Here is an 18,185-nt window from a genome sequence, read left to right as displayed (position 1 = left end):
CTGTGTCATGAGCATTCTGGTCACCGGCGCGGCCGGTTTCATCGGGTTGAACGTCGTCGAGCAGTTGCTGGCAGACGGTCATGCCGTGATCGCGCACAGCCTGGGGCCCTTGCCCGGCTCGGCACGTGAGCGGTTCGCCGCGTTGCCCGGCAGTCTTGCCGTCGTGACGGGCGACGTGCGCGATGTCGATGCGTTGCGCGACGCCATGGTGCGTCATGGCGTGCAGCGTGTGCTGCACACGGCGGCGCTCACGGTGGGCCCGGCGGCCAAGGGTGCGGCGGCGGTACCGGCCTTCTCGGTCAACGTGGCGGGCACCAACGGCGTGCTCCAGTTGGCGCGCGAGACTGGCGTGCGCCGCGTCGTGTTCACGAGTTCGACGGCCGTCTACGGTGAAGCGCCCTTTGCCGAGGCGCCACTCACCGAGGAGACGCCAACGACGCCGCTCACGGTATATGGCTACACCAAGGTCGCCGCCGAAGCGCTGGTGGCCCAGGCGCGCACGTTTGGCCTGGACACGGTGTGCGCACGGCTCACGGCCATCTACGGCCCTTGGGAGCATGACTCTGGCGTGCGCGACACGTTGAGCCCGCCGTTCCAGATCGCGCGCGCGGCCCTGCGCGGCGAGCCGGTCGTGCTGGCCGAGGGCGGCGAGCGGGACTGGACATCGAGCACCGCCATCGCCCGTGCCTTGATCCGGCTGTTGCTCGCGCCTGCGCACCGCCACGACGTGTACAACCTGGGCGTCGGCCACACCTGGCATCCCGAGGCGCTGTGCGCGGCGTTGCGCGAGCGGGTTCCGACGTTCGCCTGGCGTCGGGCGGGCCAGGACGAGTCGCCCAGCATCGCGTACAACGACGACCTGGCCCGGCCACGCCGCTCGCCACCGGCGCCCACGCGGTTCGAGGCCGAGTTTGGTGCGGTGTTCAGCGAGCCGCGGGCGGCCATCGACGCCTATGCAGACTGGGTGGTGACCCAGGGACGAGGGCTGCTGATCTGATGGGTCGATGAACGCATTCCTAGCATGGTTCTTGCATTGTTCTCTGCTGCATCCGTCGTCCCTACGCTCGCGCATCGCAGATGCCGGGTGACTGTGTGCATGTCCTTTCGCGTGCGGGCGAATCACCGCCTGACGCGATTTCACTGAATCAGGAGTCGAAGTTGATCTTGCGTTTCCTCGGCAAGGCCGCGTTGGTTGCGGGCCTGTGCATCACCGGCGCGTCAGCGCAGGAGTTCCCCACCAAGCCCATCCGCATCGTCGTGCCCTACAGCCCTGGCGGTGGTACGGATGTGGTGGCTCGCCTGGTGGCCCAGAAGCTGTCGACCAAGCTTGGCCAATCGGTGATCGTGGAGAACAAGCCGGGTGCATCGACCAACATCGGCACGCGTGACGTCGCGACGTCGCCCGCCGATGGCTACACCATCCTGATCACCGCACCGAACATCGCCACCAGCGAATCGCTGTTCAAGAACCCGGGCTTCCGCCTGGAAGATCTCACCCCGGTCATCCAGTTGGCGCGCTATCCCAACGTCCTCGTCGCGGGCCCGGGCACGACGCTCACCACGCTCGAGGCCGTGCTCGCGCAGGCCAAGGCCGAGCCGCAGAAGCTCTCCTTCGGCACGGCAGGCGCGGGCTCGAACTCGCACCTGACGATGGAGCTTCTGAAGCAGCGCACCGGCGTCCAGATGGATCACGTGCCCTACAAGGGATCGGGCCCGCTCAAGATCGATCTGCTGGGTGGCCACGTGCCGCTGGGCATCGACGGCCTGGGCGGTCTGTCCGAGCTCATCACCACGGGTAAGGTCAAGCCGCTGGCCGTGCTGGCGCCCGAGCGTTCGCCGCTGGCGCCGAACATCCCCAGCCTGGGTGATGTGGGCATCAAGGACATCGATGGCACGGGCTACAACGGTGCGCTCGTGCCTGCCGGCACGCCGCCCGAGGTGGTTGCCCGCCTGAACGCCGCGATGGCCGAAGCGCTGCAGGATGCGGACGTGCGCGAACGCCTGGCCCCGCTCGGACTGGAAGCGGTGGGGGGCACGAGCGAGGAATTCTCCGCGTTGCTGTACCGCGAGCGCGCGAAATGGGCGGCCGTGATCAAGGAAGCTGGCATCACGTCCGAGTAAGTGGCCTGTGACCGGGCAAGGACCTGCCCGGTCACGCCATCTCAAGGATCAGTACGGCCCGGGAATGCCGAATTCCTTGGCCGCGCTCTCCCAGCAGTTCACGGCGTCGATCATGGTCGGGCCGCCACGATGCTGCAGCAGATACGAAATGCCTTCGGCCATCTGTTCGGTGGTGGCGCCCAGCTTGAACGCCCGCGCGAAGTGCGCGCGCATGCCGGCGGCATTGCCCAAGGCGCCGTGGCACACCACGGCGGCCACTTCGGCGATGGCCGGCGGCAGATTGCCGCGTGCCGTGTCGAACATGGCGAAGTAGCGCTGCATGGCCTGGTCTTCAGGCAGCCACTTGGCAAAGGCGTTCTGATTGAAGTGCAAGGCATCGAACGATTCGCAAGCCGCGCCGATGGCCGCCGAGTCGACGATCGATGCGTCATCCAAGCCACCCTGCGTGGCACGCTCGAAGTGGAATGTCGCGTAGCGCACGCGGGTGACCACGATCAACGCAATCCACACGATCTCTCGTTCCGCGAGATTCAGCGCGCGCTCGTTGAGCACCAACCGCGTGTACAGGTTCTCGTAGGCGGAAAGGATGCCGGGATCGGAGGCCGCCAGCATGCGGTGATAGGAGAGCAGGTAGCCCCGCTTGGCAAGCATCTCCTCGAGCAGTTTCGCCCCGGCTTCCTGTTTCTGGCTGTCCACGTTCAAAGCAACTCCATGATGAGGGTGTGGCCCGGATGGGCCGAAGGATAGGTCCAGGCGCGAGCCGCCCGCGCAGGGCGGCCGCATGCATGGCACGGCATTCGACGTCAGCGAGCGGTGTAGCCGCCATCGGCGCAGATGAGTTGCCCGGTGATGAACGAGGCCCGTGGCGACAGGAGAAAGCTGACGAGTTCGCCGATCTCCCGGGGCTGGCCCAGGCGCCCCATCGGGATATTCGATTCCATCGCGGCCTGCAGGGCGGGATCGGTCTTCGCCTTGGCGACCATGGGCGTATCCACCGGGCCCGGCCCGACGGCATTGACGCGCAGCCCCTCAGCCGCCCATTCCAGCGCCAGGGAACGCATCATGCCGTTGAGTCCTGCCTTCGAGGCCGCGTACGCCGCCGCCTTGGGGTGCCCCACCTCGCCGATCTGGCTGCTGATGAGCACGACGCTGCCTCCGCTCACGCTGGCGGCCCGCATGTGGGCAATACCCGCGCGTGCGAGCACGAAGGTGGCGGTGAGATTGATCTCGAGCGTGCGGCGCCAATCGTCCAGACGCATGTCGTCAGATGCGCTCTTCACATAGATGCCAGCGCAGCAGACCAGGCCCTGCAAGGGCTCACCCAGTGCCTCGGCTGCCCGCGCGGGCAGGCTCGCCGAGCCCGCCTCGTCCAGCAGGTCCTGAACCAGCAGGACCGCCTCCGGGATCTCGGCGCGTGCCGCAGCGGCCTGCGCTTCGTTCTGGACGACGGCTGCCACCTGCGCACCCTGCGCCTGGAGAATCTGCACCGTGGCGAGCCCGATGCCAGAGCCTGCCCCGGTCACGAGAATGCGGCGGTCGGAGAGTTCCGGGGAGAGCGTGCGGGTGGGGTGGGCGGCCATGCGTTCCGATCTGATCTGGTGAGATGAATGAGGCGTGCATTGGCGTCTGGTCGTGATGCCAATGGACCGACAATATACCGCGACCGTCTTCGTATCCGGCTATCTGTCGTCTTCGAGAAAGCTGTCGCGCAAGGCGGCAAGCGTCGGGACGCTCAGGCTGGCTTCGCGGCAGGCAAAGACGATGTCCGCGTCCTGTTCGGGCCAGTCGATGCGCAGCGCCGCCAGATCGAGAGATCGCGCATACAACGCCACCGCGCTCGCCGGGACGACCGTCAGCATCGACACACGCGCGGCCAGATGCAGGCTGCTGTGGAACGCGGCGCAGGTCATGGCGGGCGCCGGCGGCACGAGCCCGGCCTTCAGCCAGTGGGTGTCGAACGTGGCGCGCGTGAACGATTCGGGATTGGGCAGGATCCAGTCGTAGCCCGTCAGGTCTGCCAGCGTGGGCCGGCGCAGGCGCGCGGCGGGGTGCTTGCGTGGCGCGACGAGCACGATCGGCTCCTGGCCGATTGTCTGGTGCACGATGCCCGTGAACCGCGTGCGGGAGGCCTTGGGGGTCGGCAGCCGGCTGACGATGGCGTCCATGCGGCCCTCGTGGAGCTGCTCCCAGAGCGCATCCACCGTGCTCTCCACGAGCCGCACGCGCACGCCGGGCAAACGCTCGCGCAATCTGCCCAACGCGGCTGGCACGCGATGCAGCATCGCCAGCGGCAAGGTGCCCAGGCGCAGCACGGGTGCCTGCGGCGCGCGCGCTGCCGTGCGCGCGGCCTCCAGCGCGTGACGCGCCACGCGCAGGTGATCGAGCGCTGCCCGCCCAGCGGCCGTGAGCGCGACGCCACGCTGGCCGCGTACGAGCAACGCCGTGCCGAACGCCGCCTCCAGCCCTTTCACGATCTGGGACACAGCCGGCTGGCTGATGTGCAATTGCCCCGCCGTGGCATGCAGGGTGCCCAGTGCGTTGATGGTCTCGAGCACGAGGAGGTCACGCAGGCGGAGCTGATCCAGTCTTGCCATCAGGAAATCAAATCGATCAAGTCGATGAATCGATTATCGCTTAATCCTGGACGCGCCTAGACTGTTCGCACACGAACAACGATACGGAGACCTGACATGACCCGTTCTTCCTGGGCCCTGGCCGTTGGTGCTTTCGGCCTCGCCATGTGCGGCGTTGCCGCTGCGCAGACCGCGGCCAACTATCCGACGAGACCCGTCACGATCATCGTGCGCTACGCTCCCGGCAATGTCACCGATGTCCTGGCACGTTTCGTCGCCGAGGGGCTCTCTCGCGAATGGGGCCAGCCCGTGACGGTCGAGAACCGGCCCGGCATGGGCGGCAGCATGGGCGCCGCGCTGGCGCGTCGTGCGCCGGCAGACGGCTACACGCTGCTCTTCTCGGCCATGGCGGCCATGGCGATCAACCCCCATGTGTACTCCAACGTGGGCTACGACGCCCTGACAGACTTCGCGCCGCTGGTGTCGGTGGCGTATCCCCAGGGCGTGCTGGCAGTGAGTGCGACCGTGCCAGTCAAGACGTTCCCGGAACTGCTGGCCTACAGCAAGGCGAACCCGGGTGAGCTCAACTACGCCTCGCTCGGCAACGGCACCGTGCCTCACTTGAACTTCGAGCTGTTGAAGGCTGCCTCGGGGCTGAAGGCCGAGCACGTGCCGTACAAGGCATCCTCCGCCGCGGCCACGGACATGGTCGGCGGCCGCGTTCATTTGCAGCAGGAATCCACCTCCGTCCTCCTTCCCCTGGTGCGCGAGGGCCGTGCGGTGGCGCTCTTCACATCGAGCGACAAGCGGCTGGCGGACCTGCCGGATGTACCGACGGCGGCCGAGGTTGCCCCGGGCTTCACCCCGCTGCGGCCCTGGCTGGGTCTGTTTGCCCTGAAGGGGACGCCGGAGGACATCCAGGCCAAGCTCGAGACAGACATCCTGAAGGTGCTCAACACGCCTCAATTCGACGAGCGTCTGAAGCTGGCCGGCATGGTCGAACTGGGCGAAGGCCGCGACGCGTTCCGCAAGACGATCGAGGCCGACTACAACCGACTGGGCGACCTGGTGAAACAGCTTGGCGTGAAGGTGGACTGATGACCGACGCTGCCAACCGACCCATGCCGCTTGCCGGTATCCGGGTGCTGGATTTCACGACGGTGCTGGCCGGGCCCTACTGCACCTACCAGCTGGCGCTGCTGGGTGCCGACGTCATCAAGGTGGAACGCCCGGGCGGCGACTGGGCGCGCGGTGGTGCAGCCGTGCCCGGCGTGCCGGATCTGTCCGCGCAATTCACCGCGCAGAACGCCAGCAAGCGCGCCATCACGCTGGATCTGCACGCGCCGGAATCCGCCGACGTCATCCAGCGCCTGATCGCCCGCACGGACGTGCTGGTGGAGAACTTCACCCCGGGCGTGGCGGATCGGCTCGGCATCGGGTTCGAGGCAGCGCGGCAGCATCGCCCGGATCTCGTCTACTGCGCGATTTCGGGCTACGGGCAGACGGGCGAGTTCAGCCGCCGCCCCGCCTACGATCACGTCATCCAGGCCATGTCCGGCGTCACGATGCTCAATGGCACGGCGCAGACGGTGCCCAATCGCATCGGCCCGCCGATGTTCGACTACCTCGCCGGCATCTATGGCGCGTTCTCCGTGGTGAGCGCCCTGCGCGAGCGGGATCGCACGGGCGAAGCGCAATGCGTGGATGTCGCCATGCTTGACGCGGCGCTGTGCGCGATGGCCTCGACCGTGTCCGGCTGGACGAACGCCCAGATGGCGCCGAAGGCCCAGGGCAATACGGCAGCCAGCGGCAGCCCGGCTTCGGGCATCTTCCCCACGCAGGACGGCTTGCTCTCATTGGCGGCCAACCAGGAGCATCAGGTGCGGCGGCTGTGCGCGGTGCTGGGGCACGAGGCATGGCTGCAGGATCCGCGCTTTGCCGACCCGCAGATCCGCCGCGAGCATGCCGCCGAGTTCGGCGCGTCGTTGCGCGAGGCGCTCCTCACGCGCGATGCGCTGTCCTGGGAGCGGGCGCTCTCCGATGCCCACGTGCCCGCTGCGCGCGTGCGCGCATTGCCGGACGTGCTGGCCGAGCCGCATGTGGCCGAGCGCGGCGTGGTGCAGACGGTGCAGGATGCAATGAGCGGGGTGGCGTTGCGCGTGCCTTCGGTGGGCTTTCGCTGGAACGGTCAGGCGCTGGGTCCGGAGCGTGCACTGCCGCGCGTGGGTGAGCACACCGCAGCGGTCTTGGCCGAAGCCGGGCTCACTCCTGGGCAGATCGATGCCCTGAAAGCCCAGGGCGTGGTGTAGCGAGCCTGGCGCGCTGGGTGTCGCCCTGGCGAGGTCATTGCGGGGCCAGGTGATGCCCGGCCCCGCCGCGTGCGATCAGCGCAGCCCCGTCACCGGATGCGGCACGTAGTCCGCCTGCAGGCGCTGCAGTTCCTCGCTGCTCAGCTCGATGTCGAGTGCCGCGATGGCGTCTTCGAGGTGATGCAGCTTGGTGGCGCCCACGATGGGCGCGGTGATGATGGGCTGGTGCAGCACCCAGGCGAGCGCGATCTGGGCGCGCGGCACGCCGCGCTCGGCGGCGATGTCGGCCACGGCCTGCACGATGCGACGGTCGGAGTCTTCCGTGGCGTTGTAGAGGTTGCGCCCCACCAGATCGGTGTCTTGCCGGTTCGTGGTCTCGTCCCAGTCACGGGTGAGTCGGCCCCGCGCCAGCGGGCTCCAGGGGATCACGCCGATGCCTTCGGATGCGCACAGCTTGAGCATTTCGCGCTCTTCCTCACGGTAGATGAGGTTGTAGTGCGGCTGCATGCTCACGAAGCGCGTCCAGCCGTGGCGATCCGACGTGTACAAGGCCTTGGCGAATTGCCAGGCGTGCATGCTGGAGGCGCCGATGTAGCGCGCCTTGCCCGCCTTGACCACGTCGTGCAGGGCTTCGAGCGTCTCTTCGATGGGGGTGTGATTGTCCCAACGATGGATCTGGTAGAGATCGACGTAATCCGTGCCCAGGCGCTTCAGGCTTGCATCGATGTTGCGGAAGATGGCCTTGCGCGAGAGGCCTTCGGTGTTCGGTCCCTTGCTGTCGGAGAAGAACACCTTGGTGGCGATGACCACGTCGTCGCGGCTGGCGAAATCCAGGACGGCGCGCCCGACGATCTCTTCGCTGTGGCCATCGGAGTAGCTGTTGGCCGTGTCGAGAAAGTTGATGCCCGCATCCAGGGCTTTGCGCAGGAAGGGGCGGCTGTCGGCCTCGCTCAACGTCCAGGCGTGCTTGCCGCGCTGGCCGTCGCCGTAGCTCATGCAGCCCAGGCACAGTCGTGAGACTTGCAGGCCGGTCTTGCCCAGATGCGTGTAGTGCATGGTGAGGTCTCTCCCAAGGGTAGACCGTCATCCTATACGCGCAGGGCGCTGCCGTCACGGCCGCCGAGTCGGTCGCCGGCACCGCGCCATGGCGGACGGTGCCGGCCGTGTCCTCACGCGGCCAGTTGCCGGCTCGCTGCCAGCGCCGCCGAGGCGGCCCAGCATCACGGCGGACAGCAGCCCGTTGCCCGACAGATAGCCCCAGGCCGCCGGGCCGCACAGGCCACGGGCTGCACCGCCGCCGGCGAAAAGATTGGGCATGGGGCTGCCATCCTGGCGCAGGACGCGGGCGTCCGTATCCACCGTGAGACCGCCCTGCGTGTGGAAGAGCGCGCCGGTGATCCGGGCGGCGCGGTAAGGCGGCTTCAACGCCGGGCTGGTGGTGAAATCCCGGCCGAGCGGATCGGTTGCCTCGCCGGCGGCGCATGCCGTGGCCTGCGCCAGCGTCTCACGAAGGGCGGCCAGCGGCAGGTTCGTCACCGTGGCGAGGGCTTCGAGCGTGTCGGCCTGCTTGATGGCGCCCACCGCCTGCATCTCGCGGTAGTCGTGAAAGGCCAGGGCAGGGGCTTCGCAGCGGGCATCGTAGATGTCCCACGCGATGCCGCCAGGCTGCTTGAGCACTTCCTGCGCATGCTCGGAGTAGCCGCTCATCTCGTTGGCAAAGCGCTTGCCCTCGGTGTTGACCTGAAAGCCGCCCAGCGTGATCACGGCCCAGGTGAGCGGCGAACGGTGCGGGAAGGGCACGGAGCCGTGACCTTGATAGGCGCCCAGGTCGGCAAGCCCGGCGCCCAGGGCCTCGCCCCAGCGCACGGCGTCGCCGGTGTTCGATTCGTGGCCGCAGTAGGCAGCATCGGCCATCTCGGGGATGTACTGGCGCACCATCTCGGCATTGGCGCCAAAGCCGTTGCACGCGAGGATGAGCACGTCGCAGCCGACCGTCTCGCTGCTGCCGTCCGGGCGCACGAAGCGCACGCCGCGCACACGGCCGTCGGCGTCGGCATAGACGTCCTCCACCGACGCGCTGGTGAGCACGTCCACGCCGGCGCGCTCGGCCGCGACGAGCAACATCTGCTGGAGATCCGCGCCAGTCTGGGAATGCGGGCCGTGCATGCGCAGCTGCGAATGGCCGGGATAGCGAAAGCCTTCGACCAGGTGCAGATCCAGGCCGTGCGTGTCCATCAGCCAATCGATGGTCGGACCCGACACCTCGGCGACGGCACGCACGACCTCGGCATCGTTCTCATGGTGGGCCTTGGCCGCGATGTCGGCCGCGAAGATCGCCGGCGTATCGGCAATGTCCTTCTCGCGCTGCAGGCGGCTGCCTGCCGCCGGCACCAGCCCGGCCGAGAGCGCCGTGCTGCCGCTCGGGTTCGCATCGCGCTCCAGCACGAGCACGCCGAGACCGGCATCGGCCAGGGTCAGAGCAGCAGTGAGGCCGCAGGCGCCGCCGCCGACGACAACGGCAGGCACGTGAATATCGAACTGGGCTTGGGCGGGATCAAGGACGGGCATGGCGAATTCCAGGCGGAGGGCGGCGGCCGGCGTGCACCGGCCGCGCGCGACATCAATAGTTGGTGCGGGCTTCTTCGGGCACGCCGTAGCGTTCTTCCAGGGCGCGCACATCCTGCATGCCGACCAGATCGAAGAACTGCTGGAACGACGGCACCTCGGGGGCGATGCTGGCGATCGTGCCTTCGCTTTTGAGCGTCTGCAGCACGCCGGTGGCGGCCTTGATCGCAGCGAGCATCATCCAGTTCGGATAGATGATGAGCTTGAAGCCCAGGGCTTCGATCTCTTCGCGCTTGAGGAAGGGCGTCTTGCCGCTCGTGGCCATGTTGTAGAGCACGGGGTGATCCAGGCGCGGCACGATGTCCGGCAGCTGGGCCTGGCTTGGCGCCTCCACGAACAGCACGTCGGCACCGGCTTCCTTGTAGGCGAGCGCGCGATCGATCGCGGCATCGAAGCCTTCGACGGCGATGGCGTCGGTGCGGGCGATGATGACGAAGTCCTCGTCGCGGCGCGCATCCACGGCCGCGTGGATCTTGGCGACGAAGTCGTTCTTGGAGACGAGCTGCTTGCCGGCCAGGTGGCCGCAACGCTTGGGCAGGACCTGGTCTTCCAGGTGCAGGGCGGCGGCGCCGGCGCGTTCATATTCCTGCACGGTGCGGCGCACGTTGAGCGGGCCGCCGAAGCCGTTGTCCGCATCCGCGATCAGGGGCAGCTGCGAGGCCGCGACGATGCGTGCGGCGTTGTCCGCCATCTCGGTCAGCGTGAGCAGGCCCACGTCGGGCATGCCCAGGCGCGTGGCCGAGGTGCCGGCGCCCGTCATGTAGAGCGCGTCGAAGCCTTGCTGGACGACGATGCGGGCAAAGAGCGGGTCAGCCACGCCGGGGGCCATCAAGGCACGCGGGCCGGCGAGCAACTCACGCAGGCGGGTGGTGAGGCGTTGGGTCAAGAAAGTCTCCGGGAATGAGGAGGGCGGCCGCCTGCGGGCGGCCGCGAGGCAGGGATTACAGCCCCAGATAGGTCTTGCGCAGGTTCGGATCCTTCAGCACGTCCGCGGACTTGCCTTCCAGGACGAAGTGGCCCTGCTCGAGCACATAGGTGCGCGTGGCGACTTCGAGCGATTGCACGACGTTCTGTTCGACCAGCAGCACGGCGAGGCCTTCGGCGTTGATCTTCTGCACCAGGCGGAACATTTCCTCGACCATCACGGGCGACAGGCCGAGCGAAGGCTCGTCCAGGATCACCATGCGCGGCTCGGACATCAGCCCGCGGCCGATGGCGAGCATCTGCTGCTCGCCGCCGGACAGCGTGCCTGCGAGCTGCGTGCGTCGTTCACGCAGGCGCGGGAAGGTGTCGTACATGCGCTCGAGATTGCGCGCCGAATTGGCCGTGGCGCGCCGGTAGGCGCCGAGTTCGAGATTCTCGTGCACGGACAGATTGGGGAAGATCTTGCGGCCTTCGGGCACGTGCGCCAGCCCCAGGCCCACCATGTGGGCGGGCGAGGCGCCGGTCACGTCCTCGCCTTCGAAGCGAATGGTGCCTGCAGTCGGCTTGATGATGCCGCTGATGACGTTGTTCAGCGTGGTCTTGCCCACGCCGTTGGAGCCCAGCACCGCGACGATCTCGCCGGCCTGGATGGCCATGTCGATGCCGTGCAGCACGGCCACGGGGCCATAGCCCGCACGGATTCCAGAGATCTCAAGCATTGGCGTGCTCCGCTTTCAGGCGCTCGGCCGCGCCGTGGCCCAGATAGGCTTCGATGACGGTGGGATCGGCCACCAGTTGCTGCGGCGTGCCGTGGGCGATCATCTTGCCCTGGGCCAGCACGTAGGCTTCCTCGGACAGGCTCATCACCGCCTGCATGACGTGCTCGATGAGGAGGATCGTCACGCCCGAGTCGCGGATCTTGCGGATCATGGGAATGATCTCCAGGACTTCGCTCGGGATGAGCCCGGCCATCACTTCGTCCAGCAGCAAGAGCTTGGGCCGGGTGGCCAGCGCGCGCGCGAGCTCCAGGCGCTTGCGCCCGGCCACGGTCAGGTCCTGCGCGGGGCGGTCGAGCATGGCCTTCATGCCCAGCGATTCGGCCACCACGGCAGCCTCGGCGAGAGCGTCGGCGCGTTTGGGGTGGTGCAGGTGCGATCCGATCGCGATGTTCTCGCGCACGGAGAGCCCCGCGAAGGGCTGCACGATCTGGAAGGTGCGGGTGACGCCCATCTGGCAGATGGCATGCGGCGCCATCCCCGTGATGTCCTGGTTCTGGTAGGTCACGGTGCCGGTATCGGGCTTCTGGAAGCCGGACACCATGGTGAACAGCGTGGTCTTGCCCGCCCCGTTAGGCCCGATGAGTGCCACGATGCGGCCCTCGGCCACGTCGAGCGAGGCATTGTCCACGGCGACCACGCCGCCGAACCGCTTGGTCAATCCTTGTACGCGCAGCATCACTTGTCCTCCGGCTTCGCTTGGGCACGGCTGCGCGGCTTGAAGATCCCCATGAGACCGTCCGGCAGGAAGCGCAGATGATGAGCAGCACCACGCCGTAGAACACGAGGTTCAGGCCCGGGGCGCCGCCGATGGATTCACGGGCCACTTCGCCCAGGGTATGCAGCACCAGCGAGCCCAGGATGGGGCCGAGCACCGTACCGGCGCCACCGATGATGGGGCCGAGCAGGGCTTCGAAGGACATCACGGTACCGAAGCCGATCTGCGAATCCACGAAGAGGAACGTCTGCAGGTAGGCCACGCCGGCCGTGCCGGCCATCGCGCCCGAGAGCGTCATGGCCAGCACCTTCACGCGGAAGGTGTTGATGCCCAGCGCCTTGGCCGCTTCCTCGTTCTCGCGGATGGCGATGAGGTAGGCACCGAAGCGCGAACGGCGCACGGCGATCGTGATGGCCAGGGCGATTAGCACCAGGATGAGCACGAAGGTGTAGTTGTCCAGGCGCGAGGCGAATTGCAGGTTGGCGAGTTCGCGGCCGAGCGGCAGCGACAGGCCTTGCCCGCCACCCGTGACGGTGAACGAGCTCGCCAGCACCCGGAACACCTCGGCGAACGCCAGGGTGACGAGGGCGAAGTACGAGCCGCGCAGGCCATAGCGGAACGACAGGGCGCCGATGAAACCGCCGACCAGCGCGCCCACGGCCAGCGCCACGGCGCCAGCGAGCCAGGCATTGAGCCCCAGGTGCAGCTGCAGCATGGCCGTGGCGTAGGCACTGCTGCCGAAGAGCACGGCATGGCCGAAGGACATCATGCCGCCGAAGCCGCCGGTGATGTTCCAGGCGAGCGCGAGCAGGCTGAAGATCAGGATGTTGATGGCAAAGCCTGTCCAGGCCGCGGACAGGACGAAATACGGCAGCAGGGCGCACACGCCCAGAAGGACGGCGACGATGACGTTGCCGGTGTGCTCGCGCTTGATCATCGGGCACCTCGCGGCGAGAAGAGTCCGGCAGGACGGAAGAGCAGGGTCAGGATGAAGACGGCGAAGATGCCGATCTGGCCCAGGGTTTCACCCAGGAACAGGCCGCACAGGGCTTCGACCACCCCCAGGAGCAGGCCGCCCACCAGGGCGCCCACGAAGGAGCCCATGCCACCCAGCACCACCGTGGTGAAGGCCACCAGCACGAAGGCATAGCCCACTTGCGGGGTCACGTAGAAGGTCGGCAGCAGCAGGCAGGCCGCGGCGGCCAGGCAGGCCGTGCCGATGCCGAAGCACATGGCGTAGGCGTGCTTGACGTTGATGCCCATGAGCTCGGCGCCGCGCTTTTCCACGGCGATGGCGCGAATGGCCTTGCCGGTGCGCGTGCGCGTCATCACGAACCACAGCAGGCCCGCAAAGATGAGGGCGGCGATGAAGGCGATCAGGCGGGGCAGCGGGATGAACGCCGGCCCGATCTCGACCATCTCGAAAGCGTAGGCCAAGTCGACCGTGCGGGTGTTGGAGGTGAAGAAGTACAGCGCCAGGTTGTCGATGATGATCGACAGGGCCAGCGTGACGAGCAGGATGTTGCTGTCCTTGCCGTGGCTGAAGGTACTGATGACCCCGCGCTGCAGGGCATAGCCCAGCGCGAAGAAGCCCGCCACCATGAAGGGCAGCGCGACGTATGGGTCCAGTCCGAACAGCACGTGCAGGAAGTACACGGCATAGAGCGCCAGCATCAAGAGGCTGCCGTGCGCAAAGTTGATGATGTGCAGTACGCCGTAGATCAGTGTCAGCCCGAGCGCGACCAGAGCATAGATCGCTCCGGACATGAGCCCGTTCAGCACTGCGGGGACAATGAGACCCAGCATGCGCTTGCCTTTCTAGGGAGGGGGTGGAAGACCCGGGCCGTCTGCGCGGCGGCCCGGGGTGGTCAGGTGAGGCGTCAGCTGCGGGCCGGCATCGGGAACACCGGCTCGGCCGTGGCGAACTCCTTCGGGTAGATGAGTTCGATGTTCTCGCCGCGGATCTGCGTGTTCACGAGTTGCGCGCCCGCGTTGTTGCCCTTCTCGAACTTCGTCGGGCCGTAGGGCATGATCGTGTCGCCGAAGGTGTGCTCGGTGAACGTCTTGGTCAGCGCCTCGCGGTCTGCCGAGCCGGCCGTCTCCAGGGCTTGCGCGATGATCTGCATGCAGCCGAAGGACACCATCATGTCGTAGGTCAGATCCAGCTTGGCATCGGCCGTGCGCTTGGCGAGTTCCTTGGAGAGCTCCTTGCGCGGGTCGTACCAGTGGTTGGTGTCGATGATGTATTGCGCGGCTTCGTTGTGCTCGCGCACGAAGCGGATGTTCGAGGCGCCGCCACCGAAGATCGAATAGATGCCCTTCGTCTGCAGGCGCTGTTGGCGGATCGTGCGGGCAAAGAGGATGAACTCGTTGATGTAGTGCGACGGCATGATGAGATCGGGCTTGGCCTGACGCAGGCGCAGCACGATGTTCGTGAAGTCGCGCTGCGGCGTCGGGTGGCTGATCGTCTCGACCACTTCCAGGCCGATGCCGGGCAGGCGCTCGTTGAGCATCTTGGCCATGCCCGAGCCGAAGGGGCCGTCCTCATGGACGATCGCCACGCGCTTGATCGGGTTGCCGGCGGCCTTGTTCAGGCTGTCCAGGTTGCCGATGCCGGTGCCCACCGACGATTCCACACCCGGGGTGAAGCGGAACACGTTGGTCAGACCCCGCTGCAGCAGCTGCGGGGCGGTGCCGATGTCCACGACCTGGGGCAGGCCGAAACGGGCCGCGGCCTGCGTGGTGGCGAGCGTGATGGCGCTCGATTGCGCGCCGATCAGGCAGGCCACGCCGGCCTCGGCCAGCTTGTCGACCTGGGCCGCGCCCACGTCAGGACGCGATTCGGCGTCAGCGAAGATCACTTCGAGCGGCGCGCGCCCATGCTCTTGATGCCGCCCGCCTTGTTGATGATGTCCACGGCGAAGCGGATGCCGGCCTGGGCCTGCGTACCGTTGTAGGTCAGTGCACCCGTGAGCGGGCTGATCGCGCCGATGCGGATCGGCTTGGGCTGGGCCCGCAAGAGGCCGGCGCGCCCAGGGCACTCAACGCGAGGGCCGAACCCCCGACCTGCATCAAACGGCGGCGGCTGGTGCCGGCCTTCGTCAAGTGCGCACTGCCCTTCTCGTATTGCGACATGATAGAGATCTCCTGTTACCGGTCAGTTGTCCAGCCACTGCATGCGCGCGTGGTAATCGCGCTCGAAACTTTCGATCTGGGCGAGATGGCCCAGCGTCAATCCGATCTCGTCCTTGCCCTGCATCAGGCAGTCGCGCCAGAATGGGTCGATCGAGAACGAATGCTTGCTGCCATCAGGCAACGTGACTTCGGTCTTGTCGAGATCCACGGTGATCTCGGCACCGTCGCCGCGCGCGAGGCGCTCGCGCAGGGCGGCCGTCACGTCGTCGGGCAGGCGCACGGGCACCATGCCGTTCTTCAGGCAGTTGTTGTAGAAGATGTCGCCAAAGCTCGGGGCGATCACCGCACGCACGCCGTAATCGTGCAATGCGTAGGCCGCGCCCTCGCGCGAGGAGCCGCAGCCGAAGTTCACGTCGGTGACGAGAATCTTCGCCTGACGGAACGCGGCGTGGTTGAGCACGAACTCGGGGCGTTCCTGGCCGTGGTCGTCCAGGCGCAGGTCGTGGAACAGGAACTGGCCGTAGCCCGCGTCCTTGTCCACCTTGAGAAAGCGGGCCGGGATGATCTGGTCGGTGTCGATGTTGCGACCTTCCAGGGGCGCGGCCACGCCGGTCAGCGAGATGAAGGGTTCCATGGCTTGGCCTCTAGTCGGCGAGCAGCTGGCGCACGTCGGTCAGGTGTCCGGCCACGGCGGCCGCGGCGGCCATGGCAGGACTCACGAGGTGCGTGCGGGCATTCGGGCCCTGGCGGCCGACGAAATTGCGGTTGGAGGTGGAGGCGCAGCGCTGGAAGGGCGGCACCGCATCGCCGTTCATGGCCGCGCACATCGAGCAGCCGGCATCCAGCCACTGCAGGCCCGCATCGATGAAGATGCGGTCCAGGCCTTCGGCTTCTGCCGCGGCCTTGACCAGGCCGGAGCCGGGCACGACCATGCCGGGCACGCGCGACTTGCGGCCCTTCAGCACGGCGGCGGCGGCCCGAAGATCCTCGATGCGGCTGTTGGTACAGGAGCCGATGAACACCGTGTCGATGGCGATGGCGTCCAGTCGGTCCCCCGGGGTGAGGCCCATGTAGTCGAGCGCGGCCTGAGCCGTGGTGCGGCGCTGGGGATCCGTCATGGCAGCCGGATCGGGAATCACGCCGCCGATGGGCGCGGCCGCATCCGGGCTGGTGCCCCAGGTCACCATGGGCTCGATGCGGTCGCCATCGACCACGACTTCGCGGTCGAAGTGCGCGCCGTCGTCGGTGCGCAGCGAACGCCAATCCTGCACGGCGGCATCCCAGAGCGCGCCCTTGGGCGCCTGCGGCTTGTCCTTCAGGTAGGCGAAGGTGGTCTCGTCCGGCGCGACCATGCCGCAACGGGCACCGGCCTCGATGGACATGTTGCACACCGTGAGGCGCTCTTCGATCGACATGGCTTCGATCACGGGGCCGGCATACTCGATCGCATGGCCGACTGCGCCATCGGCGCCGATCTGGGCAATGATGGCCAGGATCACGTCCTTGGCCGACACGCCGGGCGCGCGCGTGCCGGTGACAGTGATGCGCAGCGTGCTAGGGCGCTTCTGCCACAGCGTCTGCGTGGCCATCACGTGGGCGCTTTCGGATTGCCCGATGCCGAAGGCGATGGCGCCGAGCGCACCGTGCGTGGAGGTGTGGCTGTCGCTGCACACCAGGGTCATGCCGGGCAGGGTGATGCCTTGCTCGGGCCCGATGATGTGCACGATGCCCTGGCGCGCGTCACGCAGCGGGAAGTGCGGCACGCCGCCCCATTGCATGTTGACGTCGAATTGCCGGATCATGTGCCCGATCTGCGGGCTGGCGGCCTCGTCGGCGCTGCGCGCGTGCGTGGGCACGTAGTGATCGGGCGTGCCGAAGACCTGCTTCGGGCGCCGGATCGACAGGCCACGTCGCTTCAGGTCGGCAAAGGCGTGGAATGAACCTTCATGGACGATGTGGCGGTCGATGTAGAGCAGGTTGGGCCCGTCTTCACGGGCCACCACCACGTGACGATCCCACACCTTGTCGAACATCGAGCGCGGGCGGCAGCGTCAGCCACGGGCAGCTCCTTCGGAAGCCTGGAACGCGGCCAGGATGTCGGCGCCGGTGGCAGCCCAGACTCCGTCATGCCCCAGGATGTGGTCGAGCGCTTCGCGCACTGCACCGATGCGGTAGGGCACGCCGGCCACCCAGGCGTGCAGGGGCAGGCTCATCACGCGGCCGCCGAACTCGGCGGACTCACGGTAGAGCACGTCGAAGCGGTCCGTGATCTGGCGCAGCCAGTCGTCCTCGGTGTGATGGAAGTCCAGCATCACCGTGCGATCGTCCGTCTCCTGCGCGTGCGGCATGGCGAAGATCGGGCCATTGGCGGTGCGCATGGCGTAGGGCAGATCGTCGTTGGCCCAGTCGCAGGCATAGGCCACGCCGTTGGCGGCCAGGAGCTCCGGCGTGCGCGACGATTGTGCGCGGCCCGGCGAGAGCCAGCCCGTGACGGCCTGGCCGCTCGCGCGGCGTAGCGTGTCCAGGGCGCCCGAGATCAGGGCCTGCTCGTCGGCCTCGCTCATGCCGCTATGCAGCACCTGGGCGGCATCCTGGCCGTGGGCGACGATCTCGACGTCGTGCGCGAGGAGCTCCCGCATCAGGGCCGGGTAGCGATCGGCGATGACGGCGTTCACGGCCACGGACGCCGGCACGTTGCGCTCGGCCAGCACCTTCAGGATGCGGAAGATTCCGACCCGATTGCCGTAGTCGCGGTTGGTGTAGTGACGGAAGTCCGGGAAGGGCATCGTGAGCCCGCCGGGCGCACGAAACGGCTTGCCTGTCATGTCCAGCGGGAACCACTGGAGAATGGGCATCACCCAGAGGGCCACGCGAGCCTGGTTCGGCCAGGTGATCGGCGCGCGCTGGAACATGTCCGACCAGTCATAGCGGTCGTGGTCCATGCGGTGCGCGCGTTCGGTGTATTGCAGGTAGTCGTCGTTCAGCGGCATCTTCGGCCCCCCGG

At 67.6% G+C, this 18,185-nt stretch carries 19 protein-coding genes; 4 read left to right on the top strand and 15 right to left on the bottom strand.

The window, feature by feature from the left end; all coding sequences use genetic code 11:
- Positions 1-7 precede the first annotated feature (7 nt).
- The gene (locus IMZ29_RS03615; RefSeq protein ID WP_216180593.1) at positions 8-997 is read left to right on the top strand and encodes an NAD-dependent epimerase/dehydratase family protein; all 990 of its coding nucleotides are present in this window, start codon (positions 8-10) and stop codon (positions 995-997) included.
- A gap of 161 nt (positions 998-1,158) precedes the next feature.
- Complete coding sequence (locus IMZ29_RS03610; protein WP_216180590.1) at positions 1,159-2,121, top strand: Bug family tripartite tricarboxylate transporter substrate binding protein; 963 nt, start codon at positions 1,159-1,161, stop codon at positions 2,119-2,121.
- 48 nt (positions 2,122-2,169) lie between these two features.
- Here IMZ29_RS03610 and IMZ29_RS03605 read toward each other — a convergent pair whose 3' ends face one another.
- The 3 genes from IMZ29_RS03605 to IMZ29_RS03595 all read right to left on the bottom strand — a co-directional run bounded on the left by IMZ29_RS03605 (position 2,170) and on the right by IMZ29_RS03595 (position 4,715).
- Positions 2,170-2,817, bottom strand: a complete 648-nt coding sequence (locus IMZ29_RS03605) for a carboxymuconolactone decarboxylase family protein (protein ID WP_216180587.1) — start codon at positions 2,815-2,817, stop codon at positions 2,170-2,172.
- Between the two features lie 107 nt (positions 2,818-2,924).
- Positions 2,925-3,701, bottom strand: a complete 777-nt coding sequence (locus tag IMZ29_RS03600) for an SDR family NAD(P)-dependent oxidoreductase (RefSeq protein WP_216180585.1) — start codon at positions 3,699-3,701, stop codon at positions 2,925-2,927.
- 99 nt (positions 3,702-3,800) lie between these two features.
- Positions 3,801-4,715, bottom strand: a complete 915-nt coding sequence (locus IMZ29_RS03595) for a LysR family transcriptional regulator (protein WP_216180582.1) — start codon at positions 4,713-4,715, stop codon at positions 3,801-3,803.
- 96 nt (positions 4,716-4,811) lie between these two features.
- Here IMZ29_RS03595 and IMZ29_RS03590 point away from each other — a divergent pair, with 96 nt between their 5' ends.
- Positions 4,812-5,792, top strand: coding sequence for a Bug family tripartite tricarboxylate transporter substrate binding protein (locus IMZ29_RS03590; RefSeq protein WP_216180579.1), 981 nt, complete (start codon positions 4,812-4,814; stop codon positions 5,790-5,792).
- The gene (locus IMZ29_RS03585; protein ID WP_216180576.1) at positions 5,792-7,003 is read left to right on the top strand and encodes a CaiB/BaiF CoA transferase family protein; all 1,212 of its coding nucleotides are present in this window, start codon (positions 5,792-5,794) and stop codon (positions 7,001-7,003) included. The genes IMZ29_RS03590 and IMZ29_RS03585 overlap by 1 nt, the downstream gene beginning before the upstream one ends.
- Before the next feature lie 75 nt (positions 7,004-7,078).
- Here IMZ29_RS03585 and IMZ29_RS03580 read toward each other — a convergent pair whose 3' ends face one another.
- From IMZ29_RS03580 to IMZ29_RS03525, 12 genes are all read right to left on the bottom strand, one after another.
- Positions 7,079-8,059, bottom strand: coding sequence for an aldo/keto reductase (locus IMZ29_RS03580; RefSeq protein WP_216180573.1), 981 nt, complete (start codon positions 8,057-8,059; stop codon positions 7,079-7,081).
- A 54-nt stretch (positions 8,060-8,113) separates the two neighbouring features.
- Positions 8,114-9,571 (bottom strand): FAD-dependent oxidoreductase, encoded by a 1,458-nt coding sequence (locus IMZ29_RS03575; RefSeq protein ID WP_216180572.1) that lies wholly within the window; start codon positions 9,569-9,571, stop codon positions 8,114-8,116.
- Between the two features lie 52 nt (positions 9,572-9,623).
- Positions 9,624-10,514 (bottom strand): isocitrate lyase/PEP mutase family protein, encoded by an 891-nt coding sequence (locus IMZ29_RS03570; protein ID WP_253206756.1) that lies wholly within the window; start codon positions 10,512-10,514, stop codon positions 9,624-9,626.
- 55 nt (positions 10,515-10,569) lie between these two features.
- A complete protein-coding gene (locus tag IMZ29_RS03565) occupies positions 10,570-11,271 on the bottom strand; it encodes an ABC transporter ATP-binding protein (RefSeq protein WP_216180571.1) in 702 nt (233 codons plus the stop codon).
- Complete coding sequence (locus tag IMZ29_RS03560; protein ID WP_216180570.1) at positions 11,264-12,007, bottom strand: ABC transporter ATP-binding protein; 744 nt, start codon at positions 12,005-12,007, stop codon at positions 11,264-11,266. Before IMZ29_RS03560 ends, IMZ29_RS03565 begins: the two co-directional genes overlap by 8 nt.
- Entirely contained in the window at positions 11,901-12,983 is a 1,083-nt protein-coding gene (locus tag IMZ29_RS03555) for a branched-chain amino acid ABC transporter permease (RefSeq protein WP_216180569.1), read from the bottom strand. The genes IMZ29_RS03560 and IMZ29_RS03555 overlap by 107 nt, the downstream gene beginning before the upstream one ends.
- Positions 12,980-13,852 carry a branched-chain amino acid ABC transporter permease gene (locus tag IMZ29_RS03550; protein ID WP_216180568.1) on the bottom strand — a complete coding sequence of 291 codons (873 nt, stop codon included), beginning with the start codon at positions 13,850-13,852 and terminating at the stop codon, positions 12,980-12,982. The genes IMZ29_RS03555 and IMZ29_RS03550 overlap by 4 nt, the downstream gene beginning before the upstream one ends.
- A gap of 74 nt (positions 13,853-13,926) precedes the next feature.
- Complete coding sequence (locus tag IMZ29_RS03545) at positions 13,927-14,907, bottom strand: ABC transporter substrate-binding protein (protein WP_216180567.1); 981 nt, start codon at positions 14,905-14,907, stop codon at positions 13,927-13,929.
- A complete protein-coding gene (locus tag IMZ29_RS03540; protein ID WP_216180566.1) occupies positions 14,904-15,065 on the bottom strand; it encodes an ABC transporter substrate-binding protein in 162 nt (53 codons plus the stop codon). Before IMZ29_RS03540 ends, IMZ29_RS03545 begins: the two co-directional genes overlap by 4 nt.
- A gap of 138 nt (positions 15,066-15,203) precedes the next feature.
- Positions 15,204-15,815, bottom strand: a complete 612-nt coding sequence (gene leuD, locus IMZ29_RS03535; protein ID WP_216180563.1) for a 3-isopropylmalate dehydratase small subunit — start codon at positions 15,813-15,815, stop codon at positions 15,204-15,206.
- Positions 15,816-15,825: 10 nt separating this feature from the next.
- A complete protein-coding gene (leuC, locus tag IMZ29_RS03530) occupies positions 15,826-17,214 on the bottom strand; it encodes a 3-isopropylmalate dehydratase large subunit (RefSeq protein WP_216180559.1) in 1,389 nt (462 codons plus the stop codon).
- Positions 17,215-17,232: 18 nt separating this feature from the next.
- Positions 17,233-18,171, bottom strand: a complete 939-nt coding sequence (locus IMZ29_RS03525; RefSeq protein ID WP_216180557.1) for a polysaccharide deacetylase family protein — start codon at positions 18,169-18,171, stop codon at positions 17,233-17,235.
- Positions 18,172-18,185: the final 14 nt, after the last annotated feature.

The sequence above is a fragment of the Verticiella alkaliphila genome (genome assembly GCF_018904615.1).
Classification (GTDB): domain Bacteria; phylum Pseudomonadota; class Gammaproteobacteria; order Burkholderiales; family Burkholderiaceae_B; genus Verticiella; species Verticiella alkaliphila.
The sequence above is the reverse complement of the archived record's forward strand: the minus strand, read 5'-3'. Positions and strand labels throughout refer to the sequence as shown.